The sequence below is a fragment of the Pedobacter sp. BAL39 genome (assembly GCF_000170795.1).
In the GTDB taxonomy this organism is placed as follows: Bacteria; Bacteroidota; Bacteroidia; order Sphingobacteriales; family Sphingobacteriaceae; genus Pedobacter.
Map to the genome: position 1 here is coordinate 1 of NZ_ABCM01000016.1, position 23,793 is coordinate 23,793.

A 23,793-nucleotide genomic window follows, 5' to 3' on the forward strand; every position below is an offset into this window, starting at 1 on the left:
TTTTGACTACAGGCTTTCTTTAAGATTTGGCACCGACCTACTCTCCCACGTGTTACCGCAGTACCATCGGCTCTGGTGGGCTTAACTTCTCTGTTCGGAATGGGAAGAGGTGGACACCACCGATATAGGCACCTAAATATTTTTAATGTTTATACAGCTTCGGAATGGACTTACCTTATGCTGTCAAACAATGACATATTATTGAAAGAAGTTAAGTTAGGAAGAACAAACAACAGTTTACTGCTCTTGAAAGCTTCGGATGATTAGTATTACTCGACTTTGATGTCACCACCTTTACATCTGTAACCTATCAACGTAGTAGTCTGCTACGGTCCTATATGGAATTCTCATCTCGTGGCTAGTTTCGCACTTAGATGCTTTCAGCGCTTATCTATTCCCAGCGTAGCTACTCTGCAATGCCCCTGGCGGAACAACAGATTCACTAGAGGCTAGTCCAACCCGGTCCTCTCGTACTAAGGTCAGCCCCACTCAAAATTCCTACGCCCACAACAGATAGGGACCGAACTGTCTCGCGACGTTCTGAACCCAGCTCGCGTGCCACTTTAATCGGCGAACAGCCGAACCCTTGGGACCTTCTCCAGCCCCAGGATGTGACGAGCCGACATCGAGGTGCCAAACCTCCCCGTCGATATGAGCTCTTGGGGGAGATCAGCCTGTTATCCCCAGCGTACCTTTTATCCTTTGAGCGATGGCCCTTCCATGCAGAACCACCGGATCACTATATCCGTCTTTCGACCCTGCTCGGCTTGTATGCCTCACAGTCAAGCAAGCTTATGCTATTGCACTCCTCATACGGTTACCAAGCGTATTGAGCTTACCTTTGAAAGCCTCCGTTACCTTTTTGGAGGCGACCACCCCAGTCAAACTACCCATCAAACAATGTCCTTCGCTTGGCGAAGTTAGACACCGAATACAGAAAGGGTGGTATTTCAACGTTGACTCCACGACGCCTGGCGACGCCGCTTCATAGTCTCCCACCTATCCTACACATCCTGTATCCAATGTCAATGTTAAATTGTAGTGAAGGTGCATGGGGTCTTTCCGTCCCGTTGCGGGTACCCGGCGTCTTCACCGGGACCACAATTTCACCGAGCTCATGGCTGAGACAGCGCCCAGATCGTTACACCATTCGTGCAGGTCGGAACTTACCCGACAAGGAATTTCGCTACCTTAGGACCGTTATAGTTACGGCCGCCGTTTACTGGGGCTTCGATTCAATGCTTCGCCTTGCGACTAACATCCCCTCTTAACCTTCCAGCACCGGGCAGGTGTCAGGCCTTATACTTCATCTTTCGATTTTGCAAAGCCATGTGTTTTTGTTAAACAGTCGCCTGGGCCTTTTCACTGCGGCTGATATTGCTACCAGCGCCCCTTCTCCCGAAGTTACAGGGCCATTTTGCCGAGTTCCTTAGCCATGATTCACTCGAGCACCTTAGAATTCTCTTCCCGGATACCTGTGTCGGTTTGCGGTACGGGTTTTTATAACCTGAAGCTTAGCGGGTTTTCTTGGAAGTCTGATTACCTACACTATCCACTTACCCGAAGGTTCGCGGTACTATCGACTTTCAGCTAGTCCGGCGGATTTGCCTACCAGACCAATACCTACTGTCTTCAACGATCTATTCCGTCAGATCGCGGTAGTGTCACTACTCCGTCACCACATCGCAGTTATAAAAAGTACGGGAATATTAACCCGTTGTCCATCGAATATCCCTTTCGGGTTCTCCTTAGGCCCCGACTAACCCTGATCCGATTAGCGTTGATCAGGAAACCTTATCCTTTCGGTGGGCGGGTTTCTCGCCCGCCTTATCGTTACTTATGCCTACATTTGCTTTTCCAGAAGCTCCACCACAACTTACGTCATAACTTCGCTGCCGCTGGAATGCTCCCCTACCGTAATATTAATATTACCCATAGCTTCGGTGTATAGTTTAATGCCCGTTTATTATCCATGCCCGATCGCTCGACTAGTGAGCTGTTACGCACTCTTTAAATGAATGGCTGCTTCCAAGCCAACATCCTAGCTGTCTATGCAATCGGACCTCGTTAGTTCAACTTAACTATAACTTGGGGACCTTAGCTGATGGTCTGGGTTCTTTCCCTCTCGGCCCGTGACCTTAGCACCCCGGGCCTCACTGCAGATCATATTATATAGCATTCGGAGTTTGTCTGGATTTGGTAGGATTTGACTCCCCCGCACCCAATCAGTAGCTCTACCTCTATATAACTTTATATCCACGCTGTTCCTAAAAACATTTCGGGGAGTACGAGCTATTTCCCAGTTTGATTAGCCTTTCACCCCTACCCACAGATCATCCGGAAACTTTTCAACGTTTATCGGTTCGGTCCTCCAGTACGTGTTACCGCACCTTCAACCTGTCCATGGGTAGATCACAAGGTTTCGCGTCTACCTCCCCTGACTATACGCCCTATTCAGACTCGCTTTCGCTTCGGATCCGTGTCTTAAACACTTAACCTTGCCAGAGAAGAGTAACTCGTAGGCTCATTATGCAAAAGGCACGCCGTCACGCCACCTGGACGCTCCGACCGCTTGTAAGCACACAGTTTCAGGTTCTATTTCACTCCCCTGTTCGGGGTTCTTTTCACCTTTCCCTCACGGTACTGGTTCACTATCGGTCTCTCAGGAGTATTTAGCCTTACCGGATGGTGCCGGCAGATTCCCACAAGGCGTCTCCGACCTCGCGGTACTCAGGATACTACTAGACTAATGGTACTTACGTGTACGAGGCTCTCACTCTATGTTGCCAGGCTTCCCATCCTGTTCCACTTCATTGCATTATAATCATATCGTAGTCCTACAACCCCACATTTGCCGTAACAAATATGGTTTGGGCTCTTTCCCGTTCGCTCGCCACTACTTAGGAAATCATTATTATTTTCTCTTCCTCTGCTTACTTAGATGTTTCAGTTCGGCAGGTTTGCGTATTATACGACTAGTCTTCAACTAGCCAGGTTTCCCCATTCGGAAATCACCGGATCAATTCATATTTGCTAATCCCCAGTGCTTATCGCAGCTTATCACGTCCTTCATCGCCTCTGAGAGCCAAGGCATCCCCTGTGTGCTCTTATTTACTTTCTTCTCTCCATAGCCTTTTGCGCCTATGGAAATGCTTTTTTTGATGGTTGTTATCTCTTTCGGATTTCTATTTGTAATTGCTTACTCATTTCATTCCTCAAAGCTAACAACGTCTCTATTGTTGTTTGCTCTTCTTTTTTAACTTCTTCCAATATGTCAAAGAACTTTTCTATCCCGGAGTTCATTCCTGAACCCTATTTCTGTACCTTCTATCTTAAGTACCGGTCATGGTGGAGAATAACGGAGTCGAACCGTTGACCTCCTGCGTGCAAGGCAGGCGCTCTAGCCAGCTGAGCTAATCCCCCTTAGAATATATCTGTAGTCCCGAGCAGATTTGAACTGCTGACCCCTACATTATCAGTGTAGTGCTCTAACCAAACTGAGCTACGGGACTAGGTGTCTTTACTTCAGTATGAGAACACTAAACGATGTTTCATCCTATGGGTGTTTCTTTTTGAGATCTTCTGTCATTTATATCATTTGCGCAGCCAGTAGTCTGACCTACTCCAGAAAGGAGGTATTCCAGCCGCACCTTCCGGTACGGCTACCTTGTTACGACTTAGCCCCATTTATCGGTTTTACCCTATGACGCTCCTTGCGGTTACATACTTTAGGTACCCCCAACTTCCATGGCTTGACGGGCGGTGTGTACAAAGCCCGGGAACGTATTCACCGCGTCATTGCTGATACGCGATTACTAGCGAATCCAACTTCAAGAGGTCGAGTTGCAGACCTCTATCCTAACTGTGAATGGCTTTTTGAGATTTGCTTGCTGTTGCCAGCTTGCTGCCCTCTGTACCATCCATTGTAGCACGTGTGTAACCCCGGACGTAAGGGCCATGATGACTTGACGTCGTCCCCTCCCTCCTCTCTGTTTGCACAGGCAGTCTGTTTAGAGTCCCCACCTTAACGTGCTGGCAACTAAACATAGGGGTTGCGCTCGTTGCGGGACTTAACCCAACACCTCACGGCACGAGCTGACGACAGCCATGCAGCACCTAGATTCGTGTGATTGCGCACTCATCTATCTCTAAATGATTCACTAACTTTCAAGCCCGGGTAAGGTTCCTCGCGTATCATCGAATTAAACCACATGCTCCTCCGCTTGTGCGGGCCCCCGTCAATTCCTTTGAGTTTCACCCTTGCGGGCGTACTCCCCAGGTGGAATACTTAACGCTTTCGCTTAGCCGCTAACTGTATATCGCTAACAGCGAGTATTCATCGTTTAGGGCGTGGACTACCAGGGTATCTAATCCTGTTTGATCCCCACGCTTTCGTGCCTCAGCGTCAATCTCATCATAGTAAGCTGCCTTCGCAATCGGTGTTCTGTGACATATCTATGCATTTCACCGCTACTTGTCACATTCCGCCTACCTCTAATGTATTCAAGCTCATCAGTATCAAGGGCACTGCGATGGTTGAGCCACCGTCTTTCACCCCTGACTTAATAAGCCGCCTACGCACCCTTTAAACCCAATAAATCCGGATAACGCTTGGATCCTCCGTATTACCGCGGCTGCTGGCACGGAGTTAGCCGATCCTTATTCCTTCGGTACATTCAGCTCCTTACACGTAAGGAGGTTTATTCCCGAATAAAAGCAGTTTACAACCCAGAGGGCCGTCTTCCTGCACGCGGCATGGCTGGTTCAGAGTTGCCTCCATTGACCAATATTCCTTACTGCTGCCTCCCGTAGGAGTCTGGTCCGTGTCTCAGTACCAGTGTGGGGGGTCATCCTCTCAGATCCCCTAGTCATCGCTGTCTTGGTGGGCCGTTACCCCGCCAACTAACTAATGACACGCATGCCCATCTTAATCCTATAAATATTTGATCATTGTATAATGCTATACTGTGATTTTATGCGGTGTTAATCCGAATTTCTTCGGGCTATCCCCCTGATTAAGGTAGGTTGCATACGCGTTACGCACCCGTGCGCCACTTTCCTCTCCAGCAAGCTGGAAAGTATCGTTCGACTTGCATGTATTAGGCCTGCCGCTAGCGTTCATCCTGAGCCAGGATCAAACTCTCCATTGTAAAATGTGTTGTTTGAACGCTGACCATTCTTAACTTGTTAATAATAGTCTTTATTCTAATTGTTATATTGTCTGTTAGAATCAAACTTAAAAAAATAGCTTCAGTATCATGTACTTTGATTCCGTACTAATCTACCTCGCTACGCTATAAATGACATCTCTTTAATGAACTTCTCGAATCGCCTCACGGGTCTTCTTTATATGTTGCAATCTGCCGCCCCTGTGTTTACCTGGTCTTTCTCGTCCAGTTCTGTTGCGGTTAAGCCTATTGTTTCAATCTTGTTTATTCGCTTGCGAACTCCGTTCGTTTAGCTCCCCGTTGTTTGGGATTGCAAAGGTAGAAATCTTTTTGTTATTGTCAAGCTTTTTTTGATCTTTTTTATTTTCTCTGTTCTAACACTTAAAAACTAAAAAACCTGCCTGGCCAATTCCTACTGCAACATTTCAAACTCTTCTTCTCTTATCCTTCTCACCGTTTCACTTCCTCCGAAGCGGGATGCAAAAGTAGGAAAAATATCAGTAGACCAAAACATTTCTAGCCCTTTATTTGTATCACAGCCCTAACTGCATGGTTTACAATAAGAAAAAAATTATTCGCATGGTCATAATCAATAGCGGAAGAATAAATGGACTAGAGATATAGTGCCCCATCATCAATGGCTGGTTTCACCCATTACTGTTCGGCCCTCGTCCGTACCATGTTCTTGAAACAACCCTACTAAAGAGACCCTAAACAGGGACTAAACAGAGACTAAACAGAGACAAAAAGCACGATGCACCTCTCTTTGGTCTCTGTTTAGTCTCTCTATGATCTGTTATTATTCATCCTGCTTCCAGAACAAAGACCGAACTATCCCCAGACAGTGCAGGGACAGACCCCAGACAAATGCCAAATCTCTGCCCTACTTCAATATCATCACAAGAATCGGCAGCTCAGAAATATTTCAGCCCTAATTGTTTATTTATATATGCACTCTTGCAAATTGGCACATCAAAATCTCAAGAAATCCAAATTCACTCCCAGCAGAATCACCCCATGAACCCTCCACATATGAAATAAGTACCAGCGAATACAAAACATCAAATCATTCATTTCCATAAATCAGTACATTTACAGACAAAACAAACATATAATTCATCAGGCAAATGTCTAGACTCTTTCTATCAACTCTCTTACTGGCATTGACATTTACGAACACCTACAGTCAGAATCTACCAGAGCTAAAGATTCCCTCAAAATACCAGCTTGTCGCAAAAATTGAAGGCGACTTAGATAATGATGGTATCAATGAGATTGTTTTTGCCTACAATACAGATATAAGTCATGGCGATAAGGGCTTTGAACGCATATTATATATTGCAAAAAAGATCGATGGAAGAAACAGAATTTGGAAAAAGAACACCTCAGTATTATGGAAGAGCAAGGATTGTGGGTTCTATGCTGAAGAAGGGGGCTCTTTACAAATGGAAATTGTAAAAAATACACTCAGCATTTCACAAACCTTCAATCACAATTCCAGACATACCAGTACTTTCAAAAGCATCTTTAGATACCAGGACAGCGATTGGTTCCTAATCGGATCCACGCACGACGACGCTGACAACTGCGATTTTGATTTCAGATACGATGTCAACTTCTCCATTGGAAAAATCATCATCGACAAAACATACAGCTCCTGCGACGAGGAAACAACCCCTATTCAGGAAGACCAGCACTTGACTTTCAAATATAAATTCGCGGATATACCTAAGATGGATGGGTTTATACCGGGCAGCAACGAAGTTAAAATTTCAGGAACCAATGAGAACTTCTGGTATTAAACTTCTATTGCGTCACCCTGTAAATAGCGATTTTATAGATTCCCGGATAAAAGTGCACCTCATAAAGTGGCTGTGCAATTGTACGGACCAGGTTACTTGCAATGGCCTTATCCGTGTACGGATGCACTTCAACGGTATTCCCTTTCTTTAAATACCCATTACCAATCATGGTGTCAATTTCAAGAGGTTTTACATGAATACAGCCATGCGACTCTCCAAGTCTAACCGGTCTTTTTAAGGAGGTGTCATATTCATCCCCGGGAGTAGTATGTATAAAATCGCCCAGTATCTTTTCCTTACCATCCATACGCCAATTGTGGTTCGTATCCTTAAAATATTTAACAGAGGTATGGCCGAAATCATTAAAGATCCAGGCTGATGGAACTGTGTACATGCCGGAGATCTGATGGTGTGCTTGCTTGACTGCATGTGTAATCAGTTTTTGCTCCCTAAATTCTCCCCACTGTTTGTTAACTTTCGAAAGCTGTATCCATCTTCCATCATGTTTTACCATGACGGTATCACCAATTAATCTCACCGGTGTTCCCCAGGCTACACCTGACCAGTAGGCATATTTACCATAACTCACATGTTTTCCAACGCTATTGATCACAAACCTGCCCGACTGTGTAGGCGTTTTACTGTGACCGTCTTCACCGGGAGTTTCTTTAGCAGGACCGCCGTGGGCATCATATTCCTTGATTTTGGTTAACTTATAAACAGCCATGAGCGTTGTTAAGGGTTAAGGTTAATAAGTTCAATTGACTTGATCTGGTTGTTTTTCGCCTCGGGATAGTCACTTGCAGCAATGTGCATCGACATATTTTCTTCAGGAAGTTTAAGGTGAGATTTCAATGCGATGGTAAACGGAAAAGGAGTTTCATGTTCTCTTGCAAGAATTCCCTCTGGCGCCAATGGCCCGAAATGATCTGTCAGCAACTTCAGGCTCAAGTTGGATCCAATAGCCTCAGGCAAACTTAAACTGATTCGCTCCGGCTCGCCCGCTGACACCGAACGGTTTCTCGTAACCATTACGGTATGCTCAGGCACAGAATCACCCTCTCTATAAATTACAATCGGAAAATATCTGGAAAAACTATCAGTGAGCGTAACCAACTCACCGTCTGCTAAGCCCCCGTGAGCAAGTTTCCCCGCAACAAGATCAATAAAGCCCACCAAATGTTCATTGACCGCTTTAACATTCTCATTATTGGAGATCCTCTTTCTCTTATTCTCAGAACTGCATCCAGCAACCACAAATATGATCAAGGTTAGATACGAAAGAAATACCGTTTTATTGAGCCGTTTAATGTCCATCGCAATTCATATCGCTTTTAAAACCTAAAATAACCTATCCAGGTAATCAGACGATATACAATTTATCTACAAAACAAAAATTATACCAACACATCATTTAATTGACATAGTCAACACCCGATAATCCAGACAGTTACTTAGTTGAAATATCATAGGCATCGGCAGGTATTTCCGGAAAATCCCATGCCTCAGGATATCTGTTGATCACCTCAACCAAGACCCGTATGCTGGAGAAAAAAGGTGTCAGATCCATCTCATCGTGACTTAAATAGCAGACTTTTCCAAAATGCTGCCCTTGAAAATACACACATATATAATTGGAGTTGTTGTCAGTCATGATCGGAATAAGGTCCTCAAAGTCATCAGGATACTGCTTAAAAAAAGCAAGCATACCCTTAAGATCCTGATCGGAGATCAACTCAAAGCCATCCCTGGACTTAAAATTTTCAAGCGCTTCACGATCTTCATCTGAGAAACCGTGTTGCCATACCAATGCGATTATTTCTTCCATATCTTATTCATCGCAAATACATGACCAATTAAAGAGATTTGTGCCTCAGGCGACCACTACGCCGAACGTCCAAATACGACAACCCCTGATATATTTTTCAGTATAATATAAACCCAAATACTGGCAGATTGTCTTTACGCTAATTCAAGAATATCATTTGACTTTGAGTTCGTGTTTTGTCGAGGTCTGTGAGCATATTAAACAATAATTTCAGGTTATTCGTCCTGTCAGTAGTTAGCAATGAATATAGATAATTATGTACCTTACATGCAAAACGTTTATCTGGTGACTGGACACATATTGATCCCTCTCCATCAACAGTAATATACATCCAACGCCATCCATACTGACTGATGATCAGCTGTCCAAAAACTGAACCAAGCTCATAAGCCAGATACTCGGAATTTGTCTGATTTGATTTTAAGGTATCGACGTAGTCCTTCATCTGGTCGATCAGCAGATCACTTTCATGTCCCGCAGCTGTAAGTCTGCTAATCCCGACACCAGCAAGACGCTCAACCTCCGCAAGTTCTTCGGCTGTTAGCGCTCTATATTGAATATCATACTTATCCTTATTTTGTCCTGAAGTGTCTTCAGCATTCACAGCAGGAGGTCTTTCCCTCTGAACCTCGCGGCTTTTGATACGTTGATAAGCATCCCCTCCCAGCGAACCATTGTTATTCTTGAAATCCATGAAATCTTCAAGCGGAACAAACAACACCCCCTTCAGTCCATCAACAGCTGGGCTCAGTTTCACAGATCCTGTACACAACAAATTATACCCCAGCTTAGCGTCCTTTATTAAAAATACTTCTGCGGGTATCCGGTCCTCATGCAACACGATGTTCTCATAATTCTTTACATACCTTACACCATTGTGTATAATAGGTTCAGCCTTGTCGGACAAGGCATCTTCAAAAGTTGAAAGTTCAAAATTGACCACATCTTCTGCATATCTGAATTTTACAAAATAATATTTTTTACGAAATTTCAGTTCCAGATTACCGACGGCACTAAAAACACGTACTGCAGATTTCTCATAATCAATATTGTACTGAGCTATGGCATTCAAAAAGTCTTCTGAAACCAGAAAGTCATTGGCATACCTGTAATAATCAAAGTCCAGATATTCATGTTTACTATATAAAGAAAGTTCACTTTTCAGCTGATAGTCGTTAAATCCTGCTTTCATCCATTCATATTGAACGGTATTTTCCCGACTAAACGCGTCTCCTTGTATCTCATTTTCAAACATCCTGATCTGTAGCGATCCAGGTATTCCATCAATCCCGGATTGATCTGTAAATATTGCATAATACGCTGCTTTATTCATATATGTAAAGTGAGTAAGCTAAATGAAACAAATCTTCTGAATCAACCGAACATCCAGAACTGTATTCTTATTTCAACTTATCAGCATCATACCTAATCTGTTTCTGCCTAGTGAGGGTCTCAAGAATATAACGAGCAACTCATTCATGCTGATTTATGAGAGAATTGCTACCAGATCAATATTTTACCTGTATTCAGATCAATTTCACTGTAACCTTCATTTTTTGGCATCGCTCCTTCCCAGCCCACGGCAACATGGCCGACATCAAATATTTCCATAATCTTATAAAAATGCCTTGGGATGTCTTTACTCGCATGGTCATAAAAATACTGTTCAATTTCATAAGAAATAACTAATGCCTTGACAAAAGGAAGTATTTCTGAAGGGACATCGCAATGCTGAGCAGCATCGATAATCGTTGGTTCTAGCTCTGCGTATCGTGACTGGGCCTGTTTTGCAACATCATTCCAGCCCTTTGCAGCTTCCGCATGAAAACTCTTTATATACCAAGACAACCTATTTTTTGCATATAGGATAAAATTACCCCAATTAATAGATTTCAGGCTTTTCATCAATGCCGCCCGATCACCTATTGCTTGTATTGGCAAGCCAACATTAAGCTTTGCTGAAAAATCTCCAGCATGGTTGAACCATTCAATTTTTTTTAAATTAATATCCATGTTTTATATTCAAGGTTTTACCTGATTTATCTTTCCTGGAATTCTTGGAACATTATCTGTGCCATTTAAACCATACTCCAGCTGGTTCAGTTTGGCTTTGAGCATCGCTGAATCTATCTGATCTGGCGTCAAAGTTGTAGATTCTAATGATCGTTGCAAGGCAGCGTTGTATTCGTCAATAGATGGTTCCAGACCAAAATTCTCACCACCAACCCTATATTGATCCCAGAATTGCTCTAAGCTGGCGTGTGCATTATAGTGATTGCTGCCAACCTCTCTGAAAGCATCCCCTTCAAGCTTTATAGCGGCTCCTTTATTTCTCGGGATTACGTCTCTAAATGCAGCGTCCTGATTGAGGTGATGCGATTGACCTCCCTCCTTATCATCCTTCAAAATACTATGTCTGCCCGAGTCCCCTTCACAAGCCAGGCCAAAAGGATCAAGCCAGATATTTGTATCTTTTACATATCCATACAACCTGGACCCTCCCAATAATCTTATAGGATCCTGGCTCACATATATTCCCTCTTCTGGATTATAATACCTAAACCTATTGTAGGCTAATCCCGTTTCAGGATCCATCAATTGCCCCTGGTACAGATAATTACAGAATCCCGCATCACCGCGCTGCATTTTCATTCTACCGTAGCTATCCAACTCACGCTGCCAGATCAATTCACCATCATCACTATACCCCTGCACAGGTGTACCTAGCTGGTCTGCAATGATACTATATTTTTTGTCTCCTTTGATCTTTGCAACCGGAGAAAAGTTTCCCTCATTAAAAACCCAAGTGATGATCTCATCGGCTGTACTCTCCCGGGCATCGAATTCCTTCCATTCATGAAGGGGTTTATTTCCATCCCATAAATATCTCGTAGTTGTTTTCTTAAATCTTTTCCACAACCTACGGCCTAATGCATCGTACGCGAAGATTACCTCTTCCTGATCTGGACGAACGACTCGCTCAAGCATACCGGCTTCATTCCAGTAGTACTGCCAGACTTCACCACGTCTGCTTCTTTTTTCAATCAGATTGCCCTGTTGGTCATATTTGTAAACAGCATTGCTGCTTTCAATTAGTCTACCGCCTCTGTTATACGACCGGTCTTTCCTGCTAAGACTTTCAAATAGATTTCCAACTGCATCTGGAACCCTGAATTCTACCGTTCCATCACCATAGAGGACTTCCGACAAGTTACCATGGACATCGTGTTTAAATAATTTGTCGCCTGTCGAAGAATCAGTAACTCCCTTCAGCCGCTCTCCTTCCCAACTATAGTGACGATTGTGGACTACCCGATTGTTTGTTATAAGGCTTTGATTGGTTAGATTCGCATTTCTATCGTAGTCGAATGACTGCTTAACACCACCAACAAACTCTTTTTCCAACAAATATCCAGTTGGATTTCGACTCATTTTCGCCTGCCAGCCGTTTGCATTGATTTCTTCTACCAGAAAAAGTACTTCATCGTAAGTGGTGCTGATATCAGCCCCCATACTACTTCTCACTCGCGTCCGTTGCCCCAGTGGGTTATGCACACTATTGACGGATATTCCGTTGCACTCTTCTTGACTAACCCTACCCATAACGTCCCTCTTCAATACCACCTGCGCATGTTGGTTGACAGCAGCAACCATTCGAGACATATTATCGTAGGCATAACTTTCCACTGTCTGATCAGCCTGATGAAATAAGGTAATGATCTGGCCGGCACTATCGTATTCATATATGTCCCGATGTCCATTCGGACGCTCGATTTGCACAGCCTGCCCTGCAGGATTTCGTAAATACTTAAACACAAGGCCGTCGAAGCCTCGTTCAACGATTACATTTCCCTCACTATCCAATTCAAAGACATAGTGCTCATTATGTTCATTAATCATTCCATTAAGCTGCCCTTCCTTATCATAAACAAATTCAACAGAATTATCTCCAAGGCTTCGCCTGACCACATTGCCAAAGAAATCGTGTTTGAACTCAACTTTGTGATGTCTGTCTTTGGCGGATGTTAGGTTACCCATGCTGTCGTAAGTCAACTTAAGTATGCCTCCATCTGGACCGGTGATTTCCGTCACTTTTCCCAATAGGTTGTATTTCCTATAATGTGTGTTCTTTTTCGGATCATTCAATTCTATGCATCGCCCCAATGCATCATAATAATAAAGTACCTGGGTTTCATTTGGCAGCAACACTCCATTTAAATTGTACTGGTCATCATAACGAAAAAATGAAGATTGCCCTACTACGTTGGTAATTTCTTTAATCAACCCATCTGCATTGTACTCGTAAGTGATAGCATCACCCAGAGGATTAACACGCTTCAATAACTTCCCAACCTCATCATACTCGTAAATCCAAACCCCTCCGTTGGGCAATACGGTCTCCACCGGCTGGTGCAGTTCATTATACCGTATGACCACTTCCCCTTGTGCCGGCAGATGTAGTTTTATCAGATTTCCAAAATCGTCATATTCATAAGTCGTTGCCACGCCGATCTCGTTGCTCTCCGCAATCAGGTTATTGCTGTCATCATACGTGTAAAGGCGTTCGCCACCGAGGCTATTTACGATTTTGCTCACCACACCATCAGCATGGTAATACTTCTTGCTGTGTCCGAGGCTGTTTGTGGCGATAGTTAAACCATCGATATATGCAAAGGTATAACTATACAACCCATCTGGACCTAATGCAGCTGTACACCTCCCCTTATCATCATACTCAAATGTAAAGATGGTGCCGTCGTTAAACCTGCGGGCGGTGATGAAACGCTCCCTCCAGGCAAAGCGGTTTAAAAAGCCCTCCGCATTGTACATGCCGTTCATATTGCCTTCAGCGGTATAGGTATACCTGACCGCATCAAAGGTCATCCCGCTTGCACCGAAATCAGGATTAGGTAAAGAGAGTGCGGTAATCAATCCGTTCTCATCACTTGAAATCGTAATCATTCGGTCTGCGCTATCCTTGATGCTAATCAGATGACCTTTTTCATTGTAAGTGAAGCGGATGGCAAAACCGTTACGATCGACAATGCTCCGAAGGTTACCGAAGCCATTGCTCCCCTCCAGCGGTTTATTGAAATAGTAGTGGAGGCCATTTTTACCGCTCACGTGGTATTCGCCGGCATCATCGCGGTGCAGCTCATACTTCTCAAGCGGATTGTAAAAGCTATTGCCCGGTTGCAACAGTGGGAAGATCACCGGCCGGCCGGCAGTGTCATTCATGACCACCATCTCCTCATCTACGAGCAGAGTAATGTCATAACTATGGTAGATGTTTTTGCCCAAAGGCCCGTCATACGCACTATTACTATAGTAGTTCGCCTCCCAGATAAAAGGAATAGGGCCGGGCAGACTAAACCCTTCCAGGTAACTGGCCATATGACCACTGGCGGCATCTACCGGCTCTCCCAAATACTTACAGATGTGTGGCTGCACGGCATTTCTGAACTTCGCAAAACCAGGAAAACGGGCTTCGATCTTCGCAAGTAGCTTGGTGAGCATCTTCCCTAAAAGTTTAGGCACGTATTTGAGACCTTTCATCAGTCCCATCAGCATCAGCGCATTGACGAGGTCGGCAAACTTCAGCTCCTGCTCCTTTTTAGCACCACCCACAATCACCGGCGCCCCCAGTGGAAGCACCACCATGATGGCGGTCAGGAAGTTCAGGTAAAAACCTCCCGTCGGATTGTTCATCAGGATTTTGCCGACATCCTGACAAGAATAGGCACGACACAGAAAGGTGCTCTGGTACATCCCTTCGGTAATCACCGTTTCACTGCCATGTGACAGCTGTCCCTCATGAGGATGGAAAAACTTAGGCAGCAAAAACAAGGGGTGCGGAATGACCGAATGCAGGAGGTTCAGCTTTTTAACGGCCTTACCCAGTCCTTTGAGCTTACCCATCAGCGGCGGCACAGAAGGCATCCCCCATAGCGCACTTTGCGCGACGCCACGGTAAGATCCGTTTATGACGGTTTTAGCGCCCAGTGGAACATCCTTGGCAATCGTAAATCCATCATCGGTATAAACCGGCATGGCTGGGATATTCACATGGATGTAATCCATAGGGTCGAAAATCAGTGCTGCGAATGGCGTAATCGGACAAGGCGTGATGGGCCAGGGCACTTTCAGCACATGAAAGTCAAGGCCAAGTACAATGTCGAAATGTTTTGCTGCCGGTTGTGGATCTATTGATGGGTTCCGGACAATGGGGTCGTTTACTATTTTAAAAGCCATAGGTAGATTGCGTTAAAAAAGTATCAGGGTTTCTTAGTCAGCACTTCGCTGGTCAGTGGTTCATTGGGATCGTAGTACACCACTACCGTATCGTTCAGGGCATGACTACCGCCCAGCTCGCAATTGTAGCGTGGGATGCCTTTCCCATCAGGGTCGATGATGGTGATGTTATATCTGGCTTGCTTTGCTCCATAACGGGTTACCCGCTCAGGCATCTTCTGGTTCACCACAGCCTTTGCTTCGATATATTTCATTGCATTTATGTTGTCTTCTTCGTCATTATTAAAATAACTGCATCCGCTATACACCAGTGACAGGGAGGTAAAGATGGCACCAAGCCATGTTGCTGCATTGTTTTTCATCCTATTTGGTTTTACTCATTTCCTGATATTGCGCCGAAAGCTGATGCTCCCAGCTCGTCCCCCAGAGGGCATCCATCTGCGGTTTGTAGTGATTCAGCATCGCCTGATCTGCCACACTCAGCATGTCCTTTGCGTAAAACATCGCCATGGTATTGTCTTTAAGCTCCTCATCAGCCTGACTGCGCAGCAAAGCCCAGCCTTCCTCAAAGCAAGACCAGGCTTCAGTTTTACCCGCCGACTTCCGCAGGCTGTTTCCCAACATCTGGTGGATCCCTGCCAGCATCAGCGGACTGGCATGCTGCCGGTCCAGCGACAGGCTGATCTGGTAAACCTCCGCCGCCTTTGCAAAGGACTTGTCCATAAAATGAAGGTTACCCTTTGCGATATAATACTGGTACTGCGTCTGAGCAGCATTGAAGCTATTGGAATTCAGAGTGATGCTGATGGCTTCATCTATCGCCTCATGCGCTTTTTTCACATTCTGAAGGGAGGCATAATAGGTGTGCATGAAAAAATAAACCAATGCCTGCTGGTCATCCCAGTTATAGGTCTTTGCAAGCTTCAGACACACATCACGATAATGCCTCACATCCTCATCATCCTGATAGCCAATAGCCTCATTCATCTTGATCAGTGCCTGCTGAAAACTCAGCATGTCCTTCTCCTGCTGACTTCCCTTCTGGGATTTGCTATCTTCCAGAATCTGATTCATCGCGCCCGCGATGTCGAGGTCCGGATACAAGTATTGGAAAGTATCTGTATATTTTTTAGCGATCCGATCAAAGAACATGCTGTCGCGGGATTCATACAACATCAGCCTGATGTGCGCTGGAAGGCCTGCTTTGATCAACGCCTCCAGCCATTGGTTGTACGCATCAATATTGTTCATCCGGTTTGGGAAAAGCACCAATGTCAGCTTCTCCTGATGCCCATTTACATTCAGCGCCCTGGCCAGCTTATTCATATTGTCGATGAACAGTCCTCCCTCATCACCTCCGCCATCATCAAAACCAGGCTCCCAGTCGATAATTCCGGTATCCGCTGTTAAGGAGGGATCTTTATTCCATTCCTTAAAGTATTGGTGCAGATCACTGCAAAGGTGTTCAGCATAACCACGACGCTCAGGTTCAAAAGGCTGGGTGAACATCAGCACCTTATCCTGAAGTGTTTTCTCCATTGAGGTCTGAAAGATCACAAAACCTTTGATGGTTTTAAATTCTACGGACGACGCACCTACCCAGGCAAACACCCTGGCCTGCGGTTGCGTGATGATGGCTTCTGCCCACATTTCAGACAGCATCATTACGCGCTGCATGATTGCGTTATTCTCCATCGGTACCTAATTTATATTGACCTTAGACCCCTGAACGATGGTTTCTCCTTTTGCCTGCACCATGACCGTTCCACCTGAGCTTGCTTCAAGGCTGCTGGCACCAATCACGCTGCACTTGTCCTTGGCTCCGATACTGACGTTTTCGGGATCAAGCGAAAATCCGGATCCAGAGAAACTGTCTCCCTCACCACTGCCCGAACCCATCGAAACCAGCTCAGAGCCCAGACCGGCAATGGTCTTTGCCTTCAATAGAATGTTCCCATCCTTGTCCATACTCAATACACTCGCCGCACTCTCACCTTCGCCGCAGCTCAGGGTAATGCTGATCTTCGAATGCAGGGAGATGTTTCCTGCCCCATCCAGCACCATCAGGTTTTCATCTTTATCCATGACGGTAATCCCTCCGGCATCATTAAGCTGCACTGTATGTCCGCTTTTGGAAGTCAGGCTCTTGGAATTATTGCTTGCACTGCCGCCCTTTCCTGTTTTTCCATGAAAAACACTGCCCATAACTAAGGGGCGTGCGATATTCCCCTCCTCAAAGGCCACCACCACCTGATCGCCTACCTCAGGGATAAACACAAAACCTCGGTTGGTGCTCACCTTGCCGCTGCTCCCCGCATCAGGCGTCACCACCCTCAGCCATTCTGTTTCGTCGTTATTCTCACAAGCCCATTTAAACTTCACCTTGATTCTTCCCTGGCCTTGCGGGTCGTCATTGTTCACTACATCTGCCAGCTGGATGTCCGGGTTGGGCCTGGCATAATTTTTAAAAGCTACTCTTTCTGTAGTGGATACCACCCCCTCAAAAGAGTTGTTATAATGACCACGGTCGTCAATAAAATGATATACCGAAGTGATCAGGAACTTACCCAGACTGGAGGTATTGAACTGTAGATCCTGCTGTACGCTCATGCTGATGTCAGCTACCGCACCAATCGCCACCAGCGGATTGTCGCCATGAGCGCTGATCTTCAGCAGCTCGCTGATGTTGGCCTTTTCTTCATTTTCTACATGACTTTTGATGTCGCTGCTGTTGTCTACCCGAATGACAGAATGCTGATTGAAGGGTTTACTGTACATCGTATTTGAAGCGTTCACCGCATGTACGAGGTCGGGCATACCATCCGCCTTGCCGGTGCTCTCACTTTCAAGCATTTCATCCTGCCGCGGATTGTAGGCAAAACGCTTATTTTTGATTGGTGCAACCCCCATGGCATACTGTAATCCCTGAACATCACGCCCATAAAACAAGGCAACCTCCGGCTGATCATCTGGCTTGCCGAAGTTCAGCTGCTGGCCATCGTAGTAAAACCATTCATGGTATTCCCCCGCCAGGCGGTTCAGGAAGTCAAAGTCGCTCTCCCGGTATTGGATAACATAGTCAATTGCTGCCTTGCGGGCAGCATTGGCGGTGATTTTCAAGTCATTCGCCGGTGTATCCTTAGTAGCCAGCTTAACAATGCTGTTCAGGTCTTTTGCAAGGTAAGAACCGATGTCCGCGCCCCGGTCGATCAGGATGGTCGGACTATAACCACTTACGATTAAGGTGCCGTGATAGCCATTGGTCTGCGCCAGCTCCACCTTCGTGACGATCCCAGAAAACTGCTGCAGCTGATCGTTGGCATGGCCAAACGAAGCATGTAGGGTTTGGCCGACAAAATCGCGGCTATCGTCGAGACTGATTAATCCCGGTGCCCCCATCTGGTCATGTTTGATCTTCAGCTCAAAAAAATGGTGTGCGTTGAATTGTTGGTGCAGCGTAAATGCGCTCGAGTTTAGGATTTGTTGATCTCCTATACTGATTTCAATGATGAGGTTGTTTCCCATAGGTCTGATGTACTAACTGTTAGACAGCAACTTATCGTAAATTAGATATTATTGCGTTGCCCAAGAATCATTCCAATCAGCAAATATTTTCTTAATTTATTATTTAATAAATCAAAATGATATACACAAACGTAATCAGAAAGGTATTTTATGTTCACATAGGAAATTCAGGGTTTAAAAAGCCTCCCCCAATCCAAGGGTAAATGCACTGTATCCTTTACTGATCCCATAGTCGATTCCAATATTTGTACCGGAGCCCTTATTGAATTTCACCCGCAACCCTGCGCCTACTGCAGGGTGCCATGACGTTGCAAAAGAACCTGAGCCACTAACGGTATTGACATTTGCAAAAGTGACAAATCCAAGCAGACCATTGTCAGTGATGTCCCTGCGGTATTCACTTTCCAGATAAAGCAAAGTTTTACCGCGGTACCGGTTTTGGTCTATGCCCCTCGCAGACCTGTTGTAGGGATCCCATCCTGTACTTGGCAAATCAAGATAAGGTGTTTTACTGCTTAAGGTAGTCCATAGATATGACCAGAATGCCAGGGTGTTCTGCTGATTGCGATCTGTCTTATTAAGGGCGATGTATTTCCTGACATCCAGATAAACGGAACTCCAGGAGTTATTGCTGCCGAGAAAGCCGGGATTAATGCGGTATACCAGGTTACCGTACATCCCCGGCAACGGATTAATGGAATTATTGCGGCTGTCATACAGTAAGTTCAGACTGATCCCTGAGGAAAAGGAGTTTCTGCTGGTGCCATATTTATAGTTGGTAAACTCCGGCAGATTGACATTTGGCTCATCGCTGTGGATGTTAAAATGATAGTCCAGGTGATAGCCTACACCGGCAAAAAGATATGGCTTAATGCGTTTGAGTGCACTCTGATAAAAACGGATGTAATTATAATCTACCAACGTACGGTGGTCGTTTGAGCCGCTGCCGAGACCCCAGGTATATTGCGGGTACACCAGAAAGCGGATATCGCCCTGAATGAGCCAGGTATTGTCCGGTAACCAGATGCTGTTCCGCAATGGAAGTCCGAACCGGTTGCCAAAGTTCCAGTATGGAGTAAACGACGCACTGGAAAGATTTGTGGTACGCTTTGGCCCAAGGTAAATACCAGCGCTGGTGCTGGTCACCAGTGCTCTTCCACTACCACCAGGAGCCGCGCCACTCACAGGAAGGATAGAGAAGTAAACGCGTTTATCCTTTTGTTCCCTGATTTTCTGAGGACGGATTTTGAACAGTGCCTTCCCAATATCGATCAGGTCAGTTTGCCTGGCGGTATCCTTCACCGTTCTATTTTGTGGAATCAGGTCGCCTGTATTCTGCGCAAACAGACCCAATGGCGACAAGCAGATGATGGTGAGGAAAATTTTATACATAAATGCAGTTTAGTTATTCTTATACATTAACCAAGCCAAATTGTTTGAGAAAGCGCGCATCATCATTAAACAAAAAAGATTCAGTCAGAAATCATACTCCTGACTATAACCAACTGTCTACAGTCAGTTAAAAATGTAATGTCCGTCAATTTTCGTCGCAGCGAGATTCTCTATTATTGGCCGGTCAAAAACCAACATGATGTCCTTTATGAAAAGAGCAATAATTGCACTGACGTGCGCCCTCCACTGTCTGACAAATCTACATGCCCAGGAGTTTTCCAAAATTGATTCTACAAAGCTAAAAATATACATTCAGGGACTGCTCCAGGCACGTTACTCCTATAGTTCGAATGCACATGTTGACCTGAATGGGCAGCACCATCTCGACAATAAGGCTATTTACAATGATTTCGACCTTAAAAGAGTCCGATTGCAGTTTACATCAAAAATTTCCGACCGCACGGAGGTCTTTCTGCTTCTTAACCTGGCAGAGTTCAAATCAGACCCAAAAAACAAAGTCCTGGAAAATGCATTTTTGACCTACAGGCTGAACACTCACCTGAATTTTAAAATGGGACAGTTCAGGCCCGCCTTCGGACTTGAAGATATGTATCCTGTAGACCTCATCAAATCCCTGGAGTACTCGAACCAATACACAGCCTTTGGAAACAATGGTTGGCAGAGCTTCCAGATGGGTGCCAGTATTTATGGTGCCATAGCTGGCACCTTACCTTTGAGGTACGAGCTCACTGTAGTCAACGGGAACAACAGAAACCAGGTCATGGACAATGACAATGGCAAACATTTCTCTTCACGGGTGGAAATGGAACTCAATAAAAAACATCTCGTCAAACTGGGGCTTAACGGAGGCCTGGCTAATGTGTCCCGAACCGGCGCTTATGCGACTGGAGCAGACTTGTCTGGTACCGTGCCCATCTGCAAAAAGTGGTCCCTGGAAATTGAAACTGAATTCAAGCAGGGCAGCAACCATGTTTTATACTACAATCTGGATTCCGCTGCAAGACAAGGCTCCCTCTCCAACTACCAAATGCGCGGGGCTTACTTTTTACCCAATTTACGCTATGCAATCAACTATCACCGCCTTAGGTCAATTGAGCTTTCCTGCAGATATGAATACTTTGATGCTGATTTTAAACACCTCAGAAACCCAAGACAAACCTATACGCCGATGATCAGCACGGAATTTCTGAAGACTTACAATGCACGTATCCAGCTCGGTATTAACATTGACCGCTACAAACACAATGAATCTGGTACCACCCGATACAACAATGAAACAATTATTGTGCAGGTCCAAACCAGACTATAAAGCAGAAAATAAAAAGGATGAGACTACATAATCTCATCCTCATCTATGTCCAAACCGTTTAATGCCTCCAGATCCTCATGATCCAGATTAGTACTGGCATCATCATCAGGGTCCAGCTCCAGGTCTTCGTTGGTATTGCCGGTGTCATCCGCAGAGTTATATCCCTGGTTGACTTCTTCATTAACTGGCTTTTCAGCACGATCAGGATCCATCTCTGCGGAAATGATCAGATGGTTCTCCAGGTCGTTTTCGGTATTTTCATTTTTAGGTTCCATAATATTCGATTTATTATAGAACAAGCATTAGCAAAATTGGTTTTTTAGTTATGGCTTCAATACCACATCTACCAGCACAGGAAAATGGTCAGAGATGAATTTACCATGATAGGTATCGGTGAGCAGTCCCCATCTTTTAGCAGTAAAATCTTTGGTAACGAAAACATGGTCGATGATCTCCTTGCCTTCCAGCGCTTTACCGAAAGCATTAAATGAGGCATTATTGGCATAAGGGAATTTCACTTGACCATACGTATCTTTAAGAAAACCTGAATTGGCAAGCGTCAGGTACCACTCGCTGCTGTGGCCGCCATTTAGATCGCCTGTAAAGATGGCTGGAAGCTTGCCGGCGATGGAGCGGATTTTACTGATGATCAGCTTACTGCTTTCCACCCTCGCAATCTTACCTTCGTGATCAAAATGTGCATTGAAGAAATAAAACTGTTTTCCGGTTTTCAGGTCTTGTAGACAAACATAAGAACAGATCCTGTTACAGCAGGTGGCATCCCATCCCAATCCAGGGCGGTCCGGATTTTCGGACAACCAGAAATCACCTTTTTTGATCAATTTAAACTTGTCCTTACGGTAAAAAACAGTAGAATGCTCCCCACCATCTTTACCGTCATCTCTGCCCGCACCATAATGGTCGTATTCAGGAAGCAAACGCTGAAGATCATCTACCTGATTTTTGAAGGCTTCCTGTACACCGAAGACATCGTACTGATGAAAGCGGAGCAAATTTGCACTCACAGGTCCACGTTGTTCCCACCGGTTACCGACATCACCAGAATTGTCGTTACGGATGTTAAACGTACCTACGGTATATTGCTGGGCATAACTGGCCGCTCCGGCCAGCACAAGGATCAATACAGCGAATAGAGATTTAATTTTCATAATGTTATCATTTAAAGTTTCAATGTTGTGTTTGGACAAAAGTAAAGTTACAATATAAAGGAATTGTTAATTCTGAGCTCAATCACATTAAAAAAACATGCAAGTAAACCTGTCAACCCGTTAAGAAAAAACGCCTTTAACGACAGAAACAATAGCCAAATTACGACACAATATATTGCCTAAATTAACGTTTATTCCTCAAAGTTCTCGATAACGTGAGGAAATTAGAGTTTTAAGTTGTAAATTTAGCTAATAGTGTAATTTTCGTGTCATAGACTAGCCAAAAATGAATACATCAATTGCAAATAACCTTAGCTTTACCGCCATGAACAAGTGGGGGAACAAGCATTTGTTGCTTGGATTATTACGGATTGCCGGTATGGCACTCCTAATAGGGGATTTATTATTCTTGTATTTTTTACCATTGCCCATCCTATATGCGGATGACCAGGCAATTGGAATGCTTACGTTGATTGCTGCTATTGCCTTGGTACCAATACTAGTGTATGGTATACTTCGGCTTTTTAATCGTGAGGCGATTACAATGGCAGTATTGTCTTTATTCTTTGTCATTCCGACATTCGACTATTTTCAGGATTATCGTAAGGAACAGGCATTAAAGACGGAAGGTCTGCAGACCAAGGCAGTGATCACTGACCGGAAGTTGGAAGAGGAAAAAAACGATAAAGGCAAATGGCTGATCAAATGTACGTTTAAGGTTGCAGATCAGAATTATGAAACACTTTACCATGATGAGGAAGAACATCATTATAAGGTAGGTGACAGTTTGAATATCACCTACCTTAAATATTTACCGAAGGTATACACCTTGGCTAAGCCTTAAAAGCTTAGCCCATCCCTTCGAAGGTCCAGCTAAAAGGATCTCCGCAAGGATCGCATTTAAACTTGAGTACTTTCCCAAGGCAATGGGCCTTACTGCCTTTTTTCACAAATACATACGCCAGATCCAAGTATTCCTCAACTTCATTTCCTGCATCGTCACGTCCTTTCAGTACGACAGAACAATACTTGCCATCGGCGTCGCGTTTAATAAAAACTTCGTTGACAGTTACTTTCTTAGGCTCATCATTGTCGCAGCAAGTGCACCACAGGATCACTGCAGGTTCCTTTTTCAGGTAAGCCACGGCTTTCTCAGCCTGTTCTTGTGTGAGCGCTGCCAGCTGATCCGCTTTGGCAAAGAAAGAAACACACATAAATGTCAATACAAAAAGCATCTTTTTCATAATGTAGAAGGGTTGGTAATCAATAGTACATTGATTGGTAATTAATAAATGATGGTAGTTTAAGTGCTAAAAATAGAAATAGT

Annotated in this window: 16 protein-coding genes, 2 tRNA genes and 3 rRNA genes; 3 read left to right on the plus strand and 18 right to left on the minus strand. The window is 44.7% G+C overall.

Annotation, left to right across the window (positions count from 1 at the left end; genetic code table 11):
- Window positions 1-24: 24 nt before the first annotated feature.
- The 5 genes from rrf to PBAL39_RS17970 all read right to left on the minus strand — a co-directional run bounded on the left by rrf (window position 25) and on the right by PBAL39_RS17970 (window position 5,150).
- Window positions 25-136: ribosomal RNA gene (rrf, locus tag PBAL39_RS17950) — 5S ribosomal RNA — on the minus strand.
- A gap of 108 nt (window positions 137-244) precedes the next feature.
- Window positions 245-3,121: ribosomal RNA gene (locus PBAL39_RS17955) — 23S ribosomal RNA — on the minus strand.
- A 225-nt stretch (window positions 3,122-3,346) separates the two neighbouring features.
- Window positions 3,347-3,423, minus strand: a tRNA-Ala gene (locus PBAL39_RS17960).
- Window positions 3,424-3,437: 14 nt separating this feature from the next.
- A tRNA-Ile gene (locus tag PBAL39_RS17965) sits at window positions 3,438-3,512 on the minus strand.
- A 116-nt stretch (window positions 3,513-3,628) separates the two neighbouring features.
- A 16S ribosomal RNA gene (locus PBAL39_RS17970) occupies window positions 3,629-5,150 on the minus strand.
- Together the 16S, 23S and 5S rRNA genes with 2 tRNA genes alongside form the textbook arrangement of a ribosomal RNA operon.
- A 1,145-nt stretch (window positions 5,151-6,295) precedes the next feature.
- Between PBAL39_RS17970 and PBAL39_RS17975 the strand changes: the two genes are divergently transcribed.
- Window positions 6,296-6,970: a hypothetical protein gene (locus tag PBAL39_RS17975; protein WP_157274096.1), complete on the plus strand. Its 675-nt coding sequence runs from the start codon at window positions 6,296-6,298 to the stop codon at window positions 6,968-6,970.
- A gap of 4 nt (window positions 6,971-6,974) precedes the next feature.
- On the opposite strand, the gene PBAL39_RS17980 is transcribed toward PBAL39_RS17975, so the two are convergent.
- The 10 genes from PBAL39_RS17980 to PBAL39_RS18025 all read right to left on the minus strand — a co-directional run bounded on the left by PBAL39_RS17980 (window position 6,975) and on the right by PBAL39_RS18025 (window position 19,967).
- Window positions 6,975-7,697: a hypothetical protein gene (locus PBAL39_RS17980; protein ID WP_008244160.1), complete on the minus strand. Its 723-nt coding sequence runs from the start codon at window positions 7,695-7,697 to the stop codon at window positions 6,975-6,977.
- 8 nt (window positions 7,698-7,705) lie between these two features.
- The gene (locus PBAL39_RS17985; protein ID WP_008244161.1) at window positions 7,706-8,287 is read right to left on the minus strand and encodes a hypothetical protein; all 582 of its coding nucleotides are present in this window, start codon (window positions 8,285-8,287) and stop codon (window positions 7,706-7,708) included.
- A gap of 133 nt (window positions 8,288-8,420) precedes the next feature.
- Window positions 8,421-8,798 (minus strand): SMI1/KNR4 family protein, encoded by a 378-nt coding sequence (locus PBAL39_RS17990; RefSeq protein WP_008244162.1) that lies wholly within the window; start codon window positions 8,796-8,798, stop codon window positions 8,421-8,423.
- A 139-nt stretch (window positions 8,799-8,937) separates the two neighbouring features.
- Complete coding sequence (locus PBAL39_RS17995; protein ID WP_008244163.1) at window positions 8,938-10,131, minus strand: hypothetical protein; 1,194 nt, start codon at window positions 10,129-10,131, stop codon at window positions 8,938-8,940.
- A gap of 167 nt (window positions 10,132-10,298) precedes the next feature.
- Window positions 10,299-10,811, minus strand: coding sequence for a hypothetical protein (locus PBAL39_RS18000; protein WP_008244165.1), 513 nt, complete (start codon window positions 10,809-10,811; stop codon window positions 10,299-10,301).
- Window positions 10,812-10,820: 9 nt separating this feature from the next.
- Entirely contained in the window at window positions 10,821-15,050 is a 4,230-nt protein-coding gene (locus PBAL39_RS18005) for a DUF6531 domain-containing protein (RefSeq protein ID WP_008244167.1), read from the minus strand.
- A gap of 23 nt (window positions 15,051-15,073) precedes the next feature.
- The gene (locus tag PBAL39_RS18010) at window positions 15,074-15,412 is read right to left on the minus strand and encodes a hypothetical protein (RefSeq protein ID WP_008244169.1); all 339 of its coding nucleotides are present in this window, start codon (window positions 15,410-15,412) and stop codon (window positions 15,074-15,076) included.
- A gap of 1 nt (window position 15,413) precedes the next feature.
- On the minus strand, window positions 15,414-16,745 hold the full coding sequence (locus PBAL39_RS18015) for a hypothetical protein (protein WP_008244171.1): 1,332 nt from the start codon (window positions 16,743-16,745) through the stop codon (window positions 15,414-15,416).
- A 6-nt stretch (window positions 16,746-16,751) separates the two neighbouring features.
- The gene (locus PBAL39_RS18020) at window positions 16,752-18,575 is read right to left on the minus strand and encodes a type VI secretion system Vgr family protein (protein ID WP_008244173.1); all 1,824 of its coding nucleotides are present in this window, start codon (window positions 18,573-18,575) and stop codon (window positions 16,752-16,754) included.
- 174 nt (window positions 18,576-18,749) lie between these two features.
- The gene (locus PBAL39_RS18025) at window positions 18,750-19,967 is read right to left on the minus strand and encodes a BamA/TamA family outer membrane protein (protein WP_008244175.1); all 1,218 of its coding nucleotides are present in this window, start codon (window positions 19,965-19,967) and stop codon (window positions 18,750-18,752) included.
- A 208-nt stretch (window positions 19,968-20,175) separates the two neighbouring features.
- Here PBAL39_RS18025 and PBAL39_RS18030 point away from each other — a divergent pair, with 208 nt between their 5' ends.
- Window positions 20,176-21,297 carry a porin gene (locus tag PBAL39_RS18030; RefSeq protein WP_157274097.1) on the plus strand — a complete coding sequence of 374 codons (1,122 nt, stop codon included), beginning with the start codon at window positions 20,176-20,178 and terminating at the stop codon, window positions 21,295-21,297.
- Window positions 21,298-21,320: 23 nt separating this feature from the next.
- On the opposite strand, the gene PBAL39_RS18035 is transcribed toward PBAL39_RS18030, so the two are convergent.
- Window positions 21,321-21,572: a hypothetical protein gene (locus PBAL39_RS18035; protein ID WP_008244182.1), complete on the minus strand. Its 252-nt coding sequence runs from the start codon at window positions 21,570-21,572 to the stop codon at window positions 21,321-21,323.
- Between the two features lie 48 nt (window positions 21,573-21,620).
- Window positions 21,621-22,466: an endonuclease/exonuclease/phosphatase family protein gene (locus PBAL39_RS18040; protein ID WP_039867039.1), complete on the minus strand. Its 846-nt coding sequence runs from the start codon at window positions 22,464-22,466 to the stop codon at window positions 21,621-21,623.
- Between the two features lie 286 nt (window positions 22,467-22,752).
- Here PBAL39_RS18040 and PBAL39_RS18045 point away from each other — a divergent pair, with 286 nt between their 5' ends.
- The gene (locus tag PBAL39_RS18045) at window positions 22,753-23,310 is read left to right on the plus strand and encodes a hypothetical protein (RefSeq protein WP_008244187.1); all 558 of its coding nucleotides are present in this window, start codon (window positions 22,753-22,755) and stop codon (window positions 23,308-23,310) included.
- Between the two features lie 4 nt (window positions 23,311-23,314).
- Here the strand turns inward: PBAL39_RS18045 and PBAL39_RS18050 are convergent, their stop codons facing one another.
- Window positions 23,315-23,710: a hypothetical protein gene (locus PBAL39_RS18050; protein ID WP_008244189.1), complete on the minus strand. Its 396-nt coding sequence runs from the start codon at window positions 23,708-23,710 to the stop codon at window positions 23,315-23,317.
- Window positions 23,711-23,793: the final 83 nt, after the last annotated feature.

What these genes read in the sequence shown, in the direction of transcription:
- PBAL39_RS17975 (WP_157274096.1), top strand. Translation starts at nt 6,296, where the DNA reads ATGTCTAGACTCTTTCTATCAACTCTCTTACTGGCATTGACATTTACG.
- PBAL39_RS17980 (WP_008244160.1), bottom strand. Translation starts at nt 7,697, where the DNA reads ATGGCTGTTTATAAGTTAACCAAAATCAAGGAATATGATGCCCACGGC.
- PBAL39_RS17985 (WP_008244161.1), bottom strand. Translation starts at nt 8,287, where the DNA reads ATGGACATTAAACGGCTCAATAAAACGGTATTTCTTTCGTATCTAACC.
- PBAL39_RS17990 (WP_008244162.1), bottom strand. Translation starts at nt 8,798, where the DNA reads ATGGAAGAAATAATCGCATTGGTATGGCAACACGGTTTCTCAGATGAA.
- PBAL39_RS17995 (WP_008244163.1), bottom strand. Translation starts at nt 10,131, where the DNA reads ATGAATAAAGCAGCGTATTATGCAATATTTACAGATCAATCCGGGATT.
- PBAL39_RS18000 (WP_008244165.1), bottom strand. Translation starts at nt 10,811, where the DNA reads ATGGATATTAATTTAAAAAAAATTGAATGGTTCAACCATGCTGGAGAT.
- PBAL39_RS18005 (WP_008244167.1), bottom strand. Translation starts at nt 15,050, where the DNA reads ATGGCTTTTAAAATAGTAAACGACCCCATTGTCCGGAACCCATCAATA.
- PBAL39_RS18010 (WP_008244169.1), bottom strand. Translation starts at nt 15,412, where the DNA reads ATGAAAAACAATGCAGCAACATGGCTTGGTGCCATCTTTACCTCCCTG.
- PBAL39_RS18015 (WP_008244171.1), bottom strand. Translation starts at nt 16,745, where the DNA reads ATGGAGAATAACGCAATCATGCAGCGCGTAATGATGCTGTCTGAAATG.
- PBAL39_RS18020 (WP_008244173.1), bottom strand. Translation starts at nt 18,575, where the DNA reads ATGGGAAACAACCTCATCATTGAAATCAGTATAGGAGATCAACAAATC.
- PBAL39_RS18025 (WP_008244175.1), bottom strand. Translation starts at nt 19,967, where the DNA reads ATGTATAAAATTTTCCTCACCATCATCTGCTTGTCGCCATTGGGTCTG.
- PBAL39_RS18030 (WP_157274097.1), top strand. Translation starts at nt 20,176, where the DNA reads ATGAAAAGAGCAATAATTGCACTGACGTGCGCCCTCCACTGTCTGACA.
- PBAL39_RS18035 (WP_008244182.1), bottom strand. Translation starts at nt 21,572, where the DNA reads ATGGAACCTAAAAATGAAAATACCGAAAACGACCTGGAGAACCATCTG.
- PBAL39_RS18040 (WP_039867039.1), bottom strand. Translation starts at nt 22,466, where the DNA reads ATGAAAATTAAATCTCTATTCGCTGTATTGATCCTTGTGCTGGCCGGA.
- PBAL39_RS18045 (WP_008244187.1), top strand. Translation starts at nt 22,753, where the DNA reads ATGAATACATCAATTGCAAATAACCTTAGCTTTACCGCCATGAACAAG.
- PBAL39_RS18050 (WP_008244189.1), bottom strand. Translation starts at nt 23,710, where the DNA reads ATGAAAAAGATGCTTTTTGTATTGACATTTATGTGTGTTTCTTTCTTT.